Source organism: Pseudomonas sp. LY-1 (assembly GCF_053502595.1).
The window spans coordinates 3967075-3981462 of the sequence record NZ_CP094353.1; the positions used below are offsets into that span (position 1 = coordinate 3967075).

Annotated in this window: 12 protein-coding genes; 5 read left to right on the forward strand and 7 right to left on the reverse strand. The window is 62.3% G+C overall.

Annotated features, from left to right (window positions below):
• Positions 1-87 precede the first annotated feature (87 nt).
• Positions 88-1110 (reverse strand): threonine ammonia-lyase, biosynthetic, encoded by a 1023-nt coding sequence (ilvA, locus tag MOQ67_RS18035; protein WP_198717867.1) that lies wholly within the window; start codon positions 1108-1110, stop codon positions 88-90.
• Between the two features lie 272 nt (positions 1111-1382).
• Between ilvA and MOQ67_RS18040 the strand changes: the two genes are divergently transcribed.
• Entirely contained in the window at positions 1383-1583 is a 201-nt protein-coding gene (locus MOQ67_RS18040) for a ParD-like family protein (RefSeq protein ID WP_003190946.1), read from the forward strand.
• Entirely contained in the window at positions 1583-2338 is a 756-nt protein-coding gene (gene map / locus MOQ67_RS18045; RefSeq protein ID WP_046383187.1) for a type I methionyl aminopeptidase, read from the forward strand. Before MOQ67_RS18040 ends, map begins: the two co-directional genes overlap by 1 nt.
• A gap of 25 nt (positions 2339-2363) precedes the next feature.
• Here the strand turns inward: map and MOQ67_RS18050 are convergent, their stop codons facing one another.
• Entirely contained in the window at positions 2364-3302 is a 939-nt protein-coding gene (locus MOQ67_RS18050) for a magnesium transporter CorA family protein (RefSeq protein ID WP_198717866.1), read from the reverse strand.
• A 6-nt stretch (positions 3303-3308) separates the two neighbouring features.
• Entirely contained in the window at positions 3309-4895 is a 1587-nt protein-coding gene (locus tag MOQ67_RS18055; protein ID WP_226926321.1) for a RimK family protein, read from the reverse strand.
• A gap of 94 nt (positions 4896-4989) precedes the next feature.
• Between MOQ67_RS18055 and MOQ67_RS18060 the strand changes: the two genes are divergently transcribed.
• Positions 4990-6090: a GNAT family N-acetyltransferase/peptidase C39 family protein gene (locus MOQ67_RS18060; RefSeq protein WP_126586462.1), complete on the forward strand. Its 1101-nt coding sequence runs from the start codon at positions 4990-4992 to the stop codon at positions 6088-6090.
• A 53-nt stretch (positions 6091-6143) separates the two neighbouring features.
• Here MOQ67_RS18060 and MOQ67_RS18065 read toward each other — a convergent pair whose 3' ends face one another.
• The 4 genes from MOQ67_RS18065 to MOQ67_RS18080 form a co-directional block, all read right to left on the reverse strand.
• A complete protein-coding gene (locus MOQ67_RS18065; protein ID WP_017848418.1) occupies positions 6144-6929 on the reverse strand; it encodes a sulfite exporter TauE/SafE family protein in 786 nt (261 codons plus the stop codon).
• Between the two features lie 91 nt (positions 6930-7020).
• Positions 7021-7791, reverse strand: a complete 771-nt coding sequence (locus MOQ67_RS18070) for a class I SAM-dependent methyltransferase (RefSeq protein WP_102618168.1) — start codon at positions 7789-7791, stop codon at positions 7021-7023.
• A 58-nt stretch (positions 7792-7849) separates the two neighbouring features.
• Positions 7850-9154, reverse strand: coding sequence for an ATP-binding protein (locus MOQ67_RS18075; RefSeq protein ID WP_017848416.1), 1305 nt, complete (start codon positions 9152-9154; stop codon positions 7850-7852).
• 3 nt (positions 9155-9157) lie between these two features.
• Positions 9158-9859, reverse strand: coding sequence for a response regulator transcription factor (locus MOQ67_RS18080; RefSeq protein ID WP_017848415.1), 702 nt, complete (start codon positions 9857-9859; stop codon positions 9158-9160).
• A gap of 225 nt (positions 9860-10084) precedes the next feature.
• Between MOQ67_RS18080 and MOQ67_RS18085 the strand changes: the two genes are divergently transcribed.
• On the forward strand, positions 10085-11242 hold the full coding sequence (locus tag MOQ67_RS18085; RefSeq protein ID WP_046483679.1) for an efflux RND transporter periplasmic adaptor subunit: 1158 nt from the start codon (positions 10085-10087) through the stop codon (positions 11240-11242).
• A 12-nt stretch (positions 11243-11254) separates the two neighbouring features.
• Complete coding sequence (locus MOQ67_RS18090; protein WP_102618169.1) at positions 11255-14344, forward strand: efflux RND transporter permease subunit; 3090 nt, start codon at positions 11255-11257, stop codon at positions 14342-14344.
• The last annotated feature ends 44 nt before the right edge of the window (positions 14345-14388 follow it).

Genomic DNA, 14388 nt, shown 5'->3' on the forward strand with positions numbered 1-14388 from the left:
TCTTGTATAACTTTGTTCAACTCAAATTCACTCGACGAACATCATCGCCGAACAGCTTCGATTAAACGTTTAACCCTGGGCTTTGCGTTAACTGGCACTGTGTGCTGCGGCTCTTTCAGCAACATGTCGCAAACTATCAAAGTTGATATTGGCCCCTGAGTTGACCGCCACCAGCGTCTGCCCGCGCACGCGGTGTTGCCCCACATAGCGGCGAATGCCCGCCACGGCCAAGGCGCCGGACGGCTCGACGATGGAACGCGTATCGTCGTAGATCAGCTTGATGGCACTGCACAGTTCATCGTTGCTGACCGTGATGACGTCATCCACCCAATCCCGGCAGATCTCAAAGCCATAGGCGCCGATCTGCGCCACTGCCGTGCCATCGGCAAACCCGTCCACACTGGGCAGCACCACGCGTTCACCGGCGCGCAAGGCTGCCAACAGGCAACTCGAGCCTTCGGCTTCGACGCCGACGATGCGTACCTCGGGCCGCAAGTATTTGACGTAGGCGGCGATCCCGCCGATCAGGCCGCCACCGCCCACCGGCACGAAGATCGCGTCCAGCGCGCCCTGCTGCTGGCGCAGGATTTCCATGCCCACCGTGCCTTGGCCAGCGATCACGTCCGGATCGTCGAACGGCGAGACAAACGTACAACCGCAGGCTTCGGCCAGTTGCAACGCGTGGGCCAGGGCAAACGGAAAGCTCTCACCGTGCAGCACCGCTTGCGCCCCTCGCGAGCGCACACCCAGCACCTTCAACTCCGGCGTGCTGCACGGCATGACGATCGTGGCCTTGATCCCCAATTCCCGCGCCGCCAGCGCTACGCCTTGCGCATGGTTGCCGGCCGATGCGGTGATCACGCCGCAGGCCTTCTGCTCGGCGCTGAGTTGCATCAGCTTGTTGTAGGCGCCACGGATCTTGAAGGAAAAGGTCGGTTGCAGATCTTCGCGCTTGAGCAACACCTGGTTGTCGAGCAACAGCGACAGCGCCGGGGCGACCTGCAAGGGGGTTCGCACGGCCAAATCGTAGACCGGCGCGGCGAGGATCTTTTTGACGTAGTGCTCAAGCAGTCCCGAGACAGCGGTAGATGGGACGGGGCAAGTGCTCATGGGAGTCTCCTGGCTTGGGTAAGGGCACCTGGAGACGGAAAAACAAAACCCGCCTCTAGGGCGGGTTTGGGTGCAGCCGAGCGCTATCCCGCCAAATGAGGAATGGCGGTAATAATAATTGGCTGGCAACGCAGGGTTTGAAATGTCATGTCACGAAATTACCCGGCGGTGGCCGGTCAAGTCAATGGCAAGGGGCCATTTCGTTGACGGGGCTTTACGATGGACATACGAAACGTATACGATCCGTATATTCATCTGACACAGTGAAGCACATGGGCATCGTCAAGATCACCGACCAACTGCACGAACAACTACGCCTGGCCAGTGCGGCCATGGACCGTTCCATCAACGCCCAGGCCGAGTTCTGGATCAAGATCGGCCTGCTCGCCGAACTCAACCCGCATTTGCCCTACAACGAGCTGATCAACAAGCTGTTGCTGGACAAGCCGGACCTGATCCGGGGGCGCAGCTGATGATCAAAACCGCCGCACAACTCGCCGTGATGCGCGAATCCGGGCGCCTGCTGGCCCAGGTGTTCAGCATGCTCGACGGTTTTGTCGCCGCCGGACGCTCCACCCTGGAGCTGGACAGCGCCGTCGAAGCCTTCATCCGCCACGAGCTCAAAGCCCGCCCGGCGAGCCTCGGGCAATACGACTACCCCTTCTCCATCAACACCTCGGTCAACGAAGTGGTGTGCCACGGCATGCCCAGCGCCACGCAAGTCCTCAAGGACGGCGACATCGTCAACATCGACATCACCCTGGAAAAAGGCGGCTTTATCGCCGACTCCAGCAAGATGTACATGATCGGTACCGTCTCGCCGAAGGCACGCCGCCTGGTGGAGATGACCTTCGAGGCGATGTGGGCCGGTATCCGCCAGGTCAAGCCCGGCGCCCGCCTGGGCGACATCGGCCATGCGATCCAGCACCATGCGCAGGCCAATGGTTACAGCGTGGTACGCGAATACTGCGGCCACGGCATCGGCCGGCAGATGCATGAAGACCCCCAGATCCTGCACTTCGGCCGCCCCGGCACCGGGCTGGAGCTGCGCGAAGGCATGGTGTTTACCATCGAGCCAATGCTGAACCAGGGCAGCGCCAAGGTGCGCAGCCTGAAGGACGGCTGGACGGTGGTGACCAAGGACAACAGCCTGTCGGCCCAGTGGGAACACACCGTGGCGGTGACGGCGGACGGGTTCGAGGTGCTGACCCTGCAAGCCACGTCCTGAGCCGCCCCCCCCCAGGGATGGGGGGTCACCTCCCATTCGCGCCGCCTGCCATCCGCTTGAGCCCCAGCACCATCAACCCCGCGCCCAAGCCCATCGCCAATAAAAACAGCGGGTACGACACCCACCACGGCGTACCCGCCGTCATCATGCTGAACTCCGACATGCCGCCAATGCTGGCGATCAGGTTGAGCGGCAGAAACACCACATTGATCAACGTCAGCTTGCGCAACAGGTTGTTCATGCTGTTGTTCATCAGGTTGCCGCGCGCGTCGATCAGCCCGGAGAACACGTTGGAATAAATCTCCGCCTGTTTGTAGCACTGGTGATTCTCGATGATCAGGTCGTCGATCAGGCCGAGAATCTCGGCGCTGAAATGCTCCTTCTCGCCGTGGTTGCGCAGCCGCGACAGCACGGCGCCATTGCTGTGCAGCGCGTTGATGTAATAGATCAGGCTTTCGCTGAGGTTGAACATCTGCATCAGATGATGGTTGCTCATGGACGCGTTGAACTGTTGCTGCAACTCCCGCGCGACCAGCTTGATCACCTTGAGGTGGCCGAGGTAGTGGTGGATGTTGTTGAGCAGCAGATCGAGCAGCACATCCAGCGGCGTGTGCAACGGACGGCGGGCGCCGAGCCCGGACAGCGGGGTTTCATCGGTGGCGATCACCAACAGCCGGCCGGGTGAAAACAGCAGGCCGCAGGACGACACCTCAAACACCAGGTTGCCACCGCCGGAGTAGTTCTCCGGGCGCTTCCAGATCAGAAACAGGTTATCTGGGTGAAATTCGATGCGTGAGACTTCATCCGGGTCGAGCGCCGAGGCCAGGGCATGCTCGTCCAGTTTGTGGTGCTCAAGCAGCCAGTTGCGCTCGGCATGGTCAGGGTTGCTGAACAACATGATCGGGGCCTCGTCACTGCCCCCGCTGCGCAACTTTCCATCGATCAATTCAAAGCGCTGGATCATCGCGACTCACCAGACCTGGCCTTGACGCTTCAACTCCAGGCGTCGGACGAATTCCTCCAGCACCAGGCCATACAGGTCGTCCTGCAAGTAAGCATCTTCGATACCGGCATCCAGGTTGGGGTTGTCGTTGACCTCGATCACCACCACCTTGTCCCCCGATTGCTTGAGGTCCACGCCGTAAAGGCCGTCGCCGATCAGATTGGCAGTCTTCACGGCCAACTCCACCACGGCCTTGGGGGCTTCGTGGACCGCCAGGGTGCGGCATTCGCCGTTGATGTCCTGGCCGATGGCCTTGTGGTTGTAGATCTGCCAATGGCCCTTGGACATGAAGTATTGGCAGGCAAAGATCGGTTTGCGGTTGAGTACGCCGATACGCCAGTCGTACTCGGTGTAGAAAAACTCCTGGGCCAGCAGCAACACCGAATGCTCGAACAGTTCGGCGGTGGCCTTGAGCAACGCTTCCTGGCTTTCGACCTTGATCACCCCGCGGGAGAAACAGCCGTCGGGGATTTTCAGCACCAGGGGGAAGCCGAGGCGTTCGCCGACCCGTTCGAAGTCTTCCGGTCGTTCCTTGTAGAGAATCTCGGTGGCCGGCATGCCCAGTTGATGGCTGTTGAGCAGGTCGGTGAGGTAGACCTTGTTGGTACAGCGCAGGATCGACGCGGGGTCGTCCATCACCACCAGGCCTTCGCTTTCGGCTTTCTTGGCGAAACGGTAGGTATGGTTGTCGACGCTGGTGGTCTCGCGGATCAACAAGGCGTCGTATTCGGCCAGGCGCGCGTAGTCCTTGCGCTCGATCAGCTCCACATCGATACCCAAACCCTTGCCGACCCTGATGAAATTTTCCAGGGCCCTGGCGTTGGACGGCGGCAATTGCTCCTGGGGATCATGCAGGATCGCCAGGTCATAGCGGGCCAATCGGCGCGAGCGCGGCTGACGCCAGATCTTGCGGCTGAAGTTGTCGAGGGCGTGGGCGAATTGATCTTCCTGGTCATCACGTAGCTTGTGCAATACGCCGGACTTGACCCCTTCGATATGCCAGCCGTTATTCTTTTTGAATTCAACTAATAAGATCGGACACGGGAACGCTTCAAACAGTTGGCGCGCCAACTCCTGCAACGGCTCTATATTGGTTCGGCCAAAATAAAGTGTCAGCGTAAAGCCTTCGGTATTGCTGTAAAGATGATGACTCAAGGCTTTATCGAGGGTTTTATCCAGGTCGTCCAGGGCCAGCCCGTACAGTGACTTCTTGGTCAGCTCACTGATGGTCCGCACCGATGGAATCACCTTGTGCCCGCGAGCCTCGGCCAACAGTGAGCAGTAGTAACCGTGCCCCAGGTACTTGTAGCCGCGACACAGGTTGATCACCTGCACACGCTTGCCGGTCTCGCTTTCGCGGGTTTGTTCGAGATATTCCTGGGCCGTGACGATGTCTTCGCTGGGGAAGTAGGAGGCCCAGTCTTCCTTGCGTTCGACAATGATCACCACTTGGCTCGTGCCTCTGGGCGGAGCAGAAAAATAACCTTTGGAAGTTATTGTCGCCGCGACTGTTTGCTCGGATACTTCACGCCAATGACTTTGTACCGCCGACATAATATTTGATCCGCTTTAGAGAACTCGACCTTTTCTATTAAGCACGATCTTTTAGAGAAGTCCCGTTTCGTTACGTAACTTTTACGGCGGTCATATGGCTCTTTTCTTTCGCGTTGCAAGCCCCAGCGATGTGCCGACATTGGTGGCACTGGAACAGCACTGTTTCACCACCGATCGACTGTCGCCGCGCAGTTTTCACTGGATGATCAGCCGCGCCCATGGCGAGTTGCTGGTGGCCGAACAGGACGGTCAATTGCTCGGGTATGCGCTGGTGTTGTTCCATCGCGGCACCTCCCTGGCGCGGCTGTACTCGATTGCCATCGCCGAACACGCGCGCGGCCTCGGCCTGGGCAAGCAGTTGCTGAGTCGCATCGAGGCCTGCGCGGTGGAGCATGACTGTGCGTACCTGCGCCTCGAAGTGCGCAGCGACAACCCCGGCGCCCTCGCCCTGTATGAACGCAACGGCTACCGGCGCTTTGCGCTGATCAACGATTACTACGAAGACCACGCCCCGGCCCTGCGCCTGGAGAAACGCATCGTCCAGCACCAGGACGCGCGCGTGGAGCGTGTGCCGTATTACCCGCAAACCACCGACTTCACCTGTGGCGCCGCCTGCCTGCTGATGGCCATGGGCGCGTTGGTGCCGGAGCGCGTCGCCACACGCCGCGAAGAACTGCAAATCTGGCGTGAAGCGACCACCGTGTTCATGACCGCCGGCCATGGCGGTTGCAGCCCTCAAGGCCTGGCGCTGGCCGCCTGGCGTCGGGGCTTTCGTGTGCGGATGCAGGTGAATGTACGCGGGCCGTTGTTTCTCGACGGCGTGCGCGATCAGCATAAAAAGGACGTCATGCGTTTAGTGCATGACGCCTTCGAGGAAGAGTTGGCCGGCAGCACGGTCGAACAGGTACTCGGCGGCGCGCTGGATCTGCCCAAGGTACTGCGCGACGGCGGGCAGCCGTTGGTGCTGATCAGCAGCTATCGGCTGACCCGCTCCAAGTCGCCGCATTGGGTGATGGTCACCGACTGCGACGACGACTTTGTCTACCTGCACGACCCGGATGTGGACCACAGCCAGCACCGCCAGCCCCTGGACTGCCAGCACCTGCCGGTCAGCCACGCGGAGTTCGAGCGCATGTGCCGGTTCGGCAACAACAAACTGCGCGCGGCGGTGGTGCTGTTCAAGCCACCGGCTTGATCGAGGCCTCGGCTTGCAGCTCGCACGCCAGCGGCAATACGCGACCGCGTACCTTAGAAAGCCAGCTTATAACCGATGGTCATCAACATGATCGCCAGGCACGGGCGCAGCACGCCGTCCGGGACTTTACCGGCCATGTGGCTACCGATGTAGATACCCGGCAGCGACCCCATCAGCAAAAAGCCCAGCAGGTGCCAATCCATATTGCCCATGCCGGCGTGGCCCAGGCCCGCTACCAGCGTCAGGGGTACGGCGTGGGCGATCTCGGTGCCGACCAGGCGCCGCGTGGCGAGGAACGGGTAAAGGATAAACAACGCGACGGTGCCGAGGGCTCCGGCGCCGATCGAGGTCAGTGCCACCATGGCGCCGAGGACCGCCCCCGTGACCACCGTCAGCGCGTTCAGGTTGCGCGGGTGCATGTGGTAATCGTCGCCGGCATGGCGCTGGGCGAAGGCCAACAGGCGATGCTTGAACAGAATCGCCAGGGCGGTCAGCAGCAACACCACGCCGAGCGCCTGTTTGATCACGGCGTTCATCGCGCTGGGGTCGGTGTGCAGGCTGGCGAGGAACCACAGGGTCAGCAGCACCGCGGGCACGCTGCCCAAGGTGAGCCAGCCGGTGATGGTCCAGTCGATGTTCTTGTTTTTGCCATGCACCAGCACCCCACCGGACTTGGTGATGGCGGCGTACAACAAGTCGGTGCCCACGGCGGTGGCCGGGTTAATGCCGAACCACAGCAGGATCGGGGTCATCAAGGAGCCCCCGCCGACACCGGTCATGCCGACGATAAAACCAACGATCAGGCCTGCAACTACGAAACCAACGTTACCCACATCCATCACAGCTACCTGCGGCCTTGTAAAATTCTGGCCGCAGGATAGCGATTTTTCTTATAACCACTTATATCAATATGATCTGACTTTATGCCTTTTACGTCAGTCGCTGGCAAACGTAGGCCTGGGTCTGATAGGGAAAGGCCACCGTATCGCGGCCTTTCAACGCCGGGTGAGTGGCGATCAGGTTGCGTAATTGCGCGGTGACCTCGGTTTTTTCAGCGGCGGGCAGTGCCGCGATAAAGCTGACGGAGAGGAAGCGATCCATGATCACTTCCTGCGGACTGCCGACGTGGTTGTAGGGAAAACAGGTCATCTCGGGGGCGGAAAAATACTCGCCGGTGAACGCCTCGCGCCATTTTCCGCTGTGAAAGCGCGGCGTATCGCCCTCGTAAGGCGTGATGATCGCGGTGATCGCTGCCACCCAGTCCACCGATTCATCCCGCACATTCCACACCAGCCCCAGACGCCCGTCGGGCTTGAGCACGCGGTGAATTTCGGCCAACGCGGCCTGGGTGGAGAACCAGTGGAAGGACTGGGCGCAGACCAGCGCATCGGCGCAGGCGGACGCCAGGGGGATGGATTCAGCGGTGCCGTTGACCAAGCGCACATCCGGCAACAACCTGGCCAATTGCGCAGCCATCGCCTGCACGGGTTCGACGGCAATCAGCGTCGGCGCCAGGGCGTTCAGCAGGCGCGTGAACTTGCCGGTGCCGGCGCCCAGGTCGATCACCGTCGACTGCGCGTCGATGCGCAGTACGTCAGCCAGCCAGCCCGTGAGTTGCCGCGGATAGTTCGGTCGGCCCTGGGCGTAAGTGACGGCCTGGGTCGAAAAACCCTGTTGCGCAGACGTGTGAACACCGGTCATTGCCAATCTCTCCTCGGGTAAAGCGGGGACACAGTGTGCGCCTTCCCACCCGGTTTTTCTAATCCGTCACACTCGGCAACCACACACGAAACCGCGCACCGCCGAGCGGTGAAGCCTGCGCGGTCAGGGTGCCGCCCTGGGCTTCGAGGGCGCGCCGACTGATCGCCAGGCCCAGGCCAAACCCGCCGGTGGAGCGGTCGCGGCTGCGGTCTAGGCGATAGAACGGCTCGAAGATGCGTTCGCGCTGGTCCGGCGGAATACCGATGCCATCATCGTCCACGCAGATTTCGCAGCCCGTGGGACATACCTTGACCCCCACCTGGATGCGTTTGTCGCAGTAACGCGTGGCATTGCGCAGCAGGTTTTGCAGGGCGCGGGCGGTCAGGCGCGGGTCGAGGTTGAAGCGCTCGACGCTGCAGTCGAGCACCACGTCGATCACAATCTCAGGGTTCTCCAGTTCGTCGTCGACGCTGCCCAGCACGCTGTCGATAAATTCATCGAGCACCACCTCGACCCGCTCCGGTAACTGCGCAGGGTTTTGCAGGCGGCTGTAGGAAAGCAACTCCAGCACCAGCTCATCCAGCTCACGGATATGCGCCACCAGGCTTTGCAGGCGCTCGCGGCTGGCCTGGGGCAGGTCTTCGGACAACGCCAGGGCCAGGCCGAAATCCAGGCGTGTCAGGGGGGTGCGCAGTTCGTGGGAGACCGCGTTGAGCAAGTCACGCTGCTGGTTCAGCAGGTGTTCGATGTCATCGGCCATGGTGTCGAACACCGTCGCCAGGCTGCCAATATTGGAACTTGGCGGAATGCGCGTGCGTTCGCCAAAATTCCCCTTGCCCAACTGCGTGGCAGTGCTTTTCAGGCGCTCCAGGTCGCGCCAGTGCGGGCGCAGCCATACCAGCAGGCAGGCGAGCAGCGCGGCACCGATCAGTACGTTCATCGACCAGTACAACAGGTTCATGTCCAGCGGGTCCGGCGGGATCGTCAGCTTGACCGCGAACTGCGGGTTGATCGGTGCGCTGACCTCGGCCATCCACCCCCACTCGCCCAGGCGGATCACCGGTTTGCCTTGCGCCAGCAACTGCTCTTCTTCGGGGGTGTAACGGGCGTCCTGGTGCAGCAGCAGTTCGACCTTGAGCGGCGCGAAGTCACGGCCCAGTTGCTCGGTGACCTGGGACCAGTGCTCCACCGGCGCCCGCTGGTATTGCTTGACGATGAGTTTCTGCAGGCCGCGGGACTGTTCGACGTTGTAGTCCACGTAGCGGTGCTCGAACACCTGGATCACCAACTTGGGAATCAGGAAGATCGCCGCGCTGTAGGTGACGATCGTGATCAGATAGAGGCGCAGCAGCACACGGAACATGGCTCAGCATTCCCACTCGGATCGGCTGAACAGATAGCCTTTGCCCCACACCGTCTTGATCTTGCGCGCTTCCCCGGCGTGGTCGTCGAACTTGCGGCGCAGCTTGGAGATGGCCACGTCCACCGAGCGGTCGGTGCCGTTGAACTCGATCCCGCGCAGGCGTTGCAGGATCTGGTCGCGGCTGAGCACTTCACCGGCATGCCGCGCCAGCACCACCAGCAGGTTGTATTCGCCGCTGGACAACTCCACCGCCTGTTCGCGCCAGGTCGCGGTGCGTTCCGACAGGTCGATGCACAGGTTGCCGATGACGATCTGGTCGTTGGCCACCTGCGGTTCGGACAAGCTGCTGCGGCGCAACAGCGTGCGGACCCGGGCCAGCAGCACGCGGGGCTCGCAGGGTTTGGTGACGTAGTCGTCGGCGCCCATTTCCAGGCCCAGCACCTGGTCGTGGCTGTCATCGCGGGCGGTCAGCATCAGGATCGGCAGGCCCGCCGAATCGGCGCGCAGCAAACGGCACACTTGCAGGCCGTCGAGGCCAGGCAGCATCAGGTCTAGGATCACCAGGTCCGGCGGGTTGAGCCGCGCGCGTTCGCGAACATGGTCACCCCGGCTGAGCACGCTGACGTGGTAGCCATTGCGCTCCAGGTAGCTGGCAATCAGTTCGGAGAGCGCGGCGTCGTCTTCGACCAGGAGGATGTTGGGCATGGTGTTTCCAAATAATGCGGTTATGGGTCTTACACAAATCCCACGTGGGAGGGGACTTGCGCCCTGCCACATTTGATCTTCAGTGTTTGCAAGGTTGTGCAAGGATATACGCCCGCAGCCGAACGTGGGCTGCACCTTACATTTCTTCACAGACGACCTACACAGCTTCACAGCACTGCGGCGCGGACGGCATTAGGATGCGCCAGTCAATATTGGGATAAGAGCATGTCGAAGAATCTGTTTGCGCCGTTTTGCTTGCTGGCCCTGACACTCGCCCTGAGTGCGTGTGACAAGTCGTCCGCCGAAGCACCGGCAACGCCCCTGGCCACAGTCCGCATCGAAACCCTCGAGGCCAAACCCCTGTCCATCAGCAGTGAACTGAGCGGGCGCATTGCCGCGCCGCGCATTGCCGAAGTGCGCGCGCGGGTCGCCGGGGTGGTGATGCAGCGGGTGTTCAAGGAAGGCCATGACGTGAAACAGGGCGACGTGCTGTTTCGCATCGACCCAGCCCCGTTCAAGGCCGATCTGGACAGCGCTCAGGCCAACCTGAGCAAGGCCGAGGCCAATGCGTTCCAGGCGCGCCTGCAAGAACAGCGCTACAGCCAGTTGGTCGAAGGCAACGCCATCAGCGGCCAGGACTACGACAACGCCCGCGCCGCCCTGCGCCAGACCAACGCCGAGGTCGCCGCGAACAAGGCCGCCGTCGAACGGGCCAAACTGAACCTGGGCTACGCCACCGTCACCGCGCCGATTTCCGGGCGCATCGGGCGTGCGCTGGTGACCGAAGGCGCGCTGGTCGGCCAGAACGAGGCCACGCCGCTGGCGATCATCCAGCAATTGGACCCGATCCACGCCGACCTGACCCAGTCCACCCGTGAGTTGAACGAGCTGCGCCGCGCCTTCCGCGCCGGCAGCCTGAAACAGGTCGGCCAGGACCAGGCCAAGGCCACGCTGATCCAGGACGACGGCAGCCTGTATCCGCTGCCGGGCAAATTGCTCTTCGCCGAGATCAGCGTCGACCCCGGCACCGGGCAGATCATCGTGCGCAGCGAGTTCCCCAACCCGGACCTCGACCTGCTGCCCGGCAGTTTTGTGCGCGTGCGCCTGGAGCAGGCGGTCGACCGCCAAGGCATCAGCGTGCCGCAACGTGCGATCACCCGTGACAGCGCCGGCATCCCGATGGTGCTGTTGTTGGACGCCGAACAAACCGTGAGCCTGCAACCGGTGGAATTGGGCGCGGTGATCGATGACCGCTGGATCGTCAGCGCCGGCCTCAAGGCCGGTGACCGCATCGTCGTCGAGGGTGTGCAACACGTGCGTCCCGGTGAAAAAGTTCAAGTGGATGACAGCACGCCGCCGCCCGCCCAGGCTTCCGGCCAATAAGGATCTTTGACCATGCCGCAGTTCTTTATTGACCGCCCGATCTTCGCCTGGGTGGTCGCCCTGTTTATCCTACTGGCCGGCGCGCTCGCCATCCCGCAGTTGCCGGTGGCCCAGTACCCCAACGTCGCACCGCCGAAAGTCGAGATCTACGCGGTGTACCCCGGCGCTTCGGCGCAGACCCTGGATGAAAGCGTGGTCAGCCTGATCGAGCAAGAGCTCAATGGCGCCGATCACCTGCTGTATTTCGAATCCCAGAGCAGCCTCGGCTCGGCCACCATCACCGCGACTTTCCAGCCGGGCACCAACCCGGAGATGGCCCAGGTCGATGTGCAGAACCGCCTCAAGGCCGTGGAATCGCGCTTGCCCCAGGCGGTGACCCAGCAGGGTTTGCAGGTGGAGAAAGTCTCCGCCGGCTTCCTGCTGCTGGTGACCCTGACCTCCAGCGACGGCAAGCTCGATGACGTGGCGCTCAGCGACTACCTGGCGCGCAACGTGATGAACGAGCTCAAGCGCCTCGACGGGGTGGGCAAGGCCCAGCTGTATGGCGCCGAGCGGGCCATGCGGGTGTGGATCGACCCGCAGAAGCTGATCGCTTTCAACCTGACCCCGGCCGACGTGAATGCCGCGATCAGCGCGCAGAACGCCCAGGTTTCCGCCGGCAGCATCGGCGACTTGCCGGGCACCAAGACCCAGGAAATCACCGCGGCAATCCTGGTCAAGGGCCAGTTGTCCACGCCGGCCGAGTTCGCCGACATCGTGCTCAAGGCCAACCCTGACGGTTCCACCGTGCGTATCGGCGATGTGGCGCGAGTGGAAGTCGGCAGCCAGGAATACCAGTTCTCCACACGCCTGAACGGCAAGCCGTCCACCGCCGTCAGTGTGCAACTGTCGCCGGGCGCCAATGCGCTGAGCACCGCGAACATGGTGCGGGCGAAGATGGATGAGCTGTCGCGCTACTTCCCGGCCAATGTCGAATACAAGATCCCGTATGACACCTCGCCGTTCGTCAAAGTCTCGATCACCAAGGTGGTCTACACCCTGCTCGAAGCGATGGCGCTGGTGTTCGCGGTGATGTTCCTGTTCCTGCAGAACGTGCGCTACACGCTGATCCCGACCCTGGTGGTGCCGATTGCGTTGATGGGCACCTTCGCCACCATGCTGTTGCTCGGGTTCTCGATCAACGTGCTGACCATGTTCGGCATGGTGCTGGCCATCGGTATCCTGGTGGACGATGCGATCGTGGTGGTGGAGAACGTCGAGCGGATCATGGTCAGCGAGGGCCTGTCGCCCAAAGAGGCCACGCGCAAGGCCATGGGCCAGATCACCGGGGCCATCATCGGCATTACGTTGGTGCTGGTGGCGGTGTTTCTGCCGATGGCATTCATGCCAGGCTCGGTGGGGGTGATCTACCAGCAGTTTTCGCTGTCGATGGCCACCTCGATCCTGTTCTCGGCGTTCCTCGCCCTGACCTTGACCCCGGCACTTTGCGCGACCCTGCTCAAGCCGATCGCCAAGGATGAGCACCACACCAAGGGCGGGTTCTTCGGCTGGTTCAACCGGCGTTTCGAACGGCTCACCGACCGCTACGAAGGCTGGGTGGCGTATGCCCTCAAGCGCAGCGGCCGTTACCTGCTGATCTACCTGGTGCTGCTGGTGGGCCTGGGGCTGATGTTCAGTCGCCTGCCCTCCTCGTTCCTGCCGGTGGAGGACCAGGGTTACACCATCACCGATATCCAGTTGCCGCCGGGCGCGAGCAAGAACCGCACGGTGCAGGTGGCCGAACAGATCGAAGCGCACAACGCCAAAGAGCCCGGGGTTGGTGACACCACCATGATCATGGGCTTCAGTTTCTCCGGCTCCGGGCAGAACGCGGCGCTGGCGTTCACCACGCTCAAGGATTGGTCGCAACGCAGCAGCGACGACTCGGCCGCCGCGATTGCCGACCGCGCCAACATGGCGTTCACCGAACTGAAGGACGCGATTGCCTATGCGATCCTGCCTCCACCGGTGGACGGCCTCGGCACCAGCAGCGGTTTCGAGTTCCGCCTGCAGGACCGTGGCGGCGTCGGCCACGCGGCGTTGATGGCGGCGCGTACCGAACTGCTGGACGCTGCGGGAAAAAGCCCGATCCTGGCCAACGTGCGTGAAAGCGCCCTGGCCGAAGCGCCGCAAGTGCAGCTGCAGGTCGACCGCAAGCAGGCCAACGCGCTGGGCGTGTCCTTCGCCGATGTGGGCAATGTACTGTCGTCGGCCATCGGTTCGACCTACGTCAATGACTTCCCCAACCAGGGGCGCATGCAGCGCGTGGTGGTGCAGGCCGAAGGCGACCAACGCAGCCAGGTCGCGGATCTGTTGAAGATCAACGTGCGCAACAAGGCCGGCGAGATGGTGCCGCTGTCGGCGTTCGTCGTAGCCAAGTGGACCCAGGGGCCGACGCAGTTGACCCGTTACAACGGCTACCCGGCCATCGCCATTTCCGGTGAAGCGGCACCGGGGCACAGCACGGGCGAGGCGATGGAAGAAATCCAGCGCCTGGTCAACCAACTGCCGGCGGGCCTGGGCCAGGAATGGACCGGCCTGTCGTTGCAGGAACGCCTGTCCGGCTCCCAGGCGCCGCTGTTGCTGGGCCTGTCGCTGCTGATCGTGTTCCTGTGCCTGGCCGCCCTGTATGAAAGCTGGTCGATCCCGACGTCGGTGCTGCTGGTGGTGCCGCTGGGCGTGCTCGGCGCGGTGTTGGCCGTGACCTTGCGCGGCATGCCCAACGATGTGTTCTTCAAGGTCGGGCTGATCACCATCATCGGCCTGTCGGCGAAGAACGCGATCCTGATCATCGAGTTCGCCAAGGACCTGTACGAGCAGGGCGAAGACTTGCTCGACGCAACCTTGAAGGCCGCGCGGCTGCGCTTGCGGCCGATCATCATGACCTCGCTGGCGTTCATCCTCGGCGTGGTGCCCCTGGCGATTGCCACCGGCGCCAGTTCGGCGAGCCAGCAAGCGATCGGTACGGGGGTGATCGGCGGGATGATCACCGCGACGCTGGCGGTGGTGTTTGTGCCGGTGTTCTTTGTGGTCGTCATGAAGCTGGTGCGCAAGCGTCCATAACCCGCGAAAAAATGCGCTATGGTGCTCACAACCGTCCTTGTTGT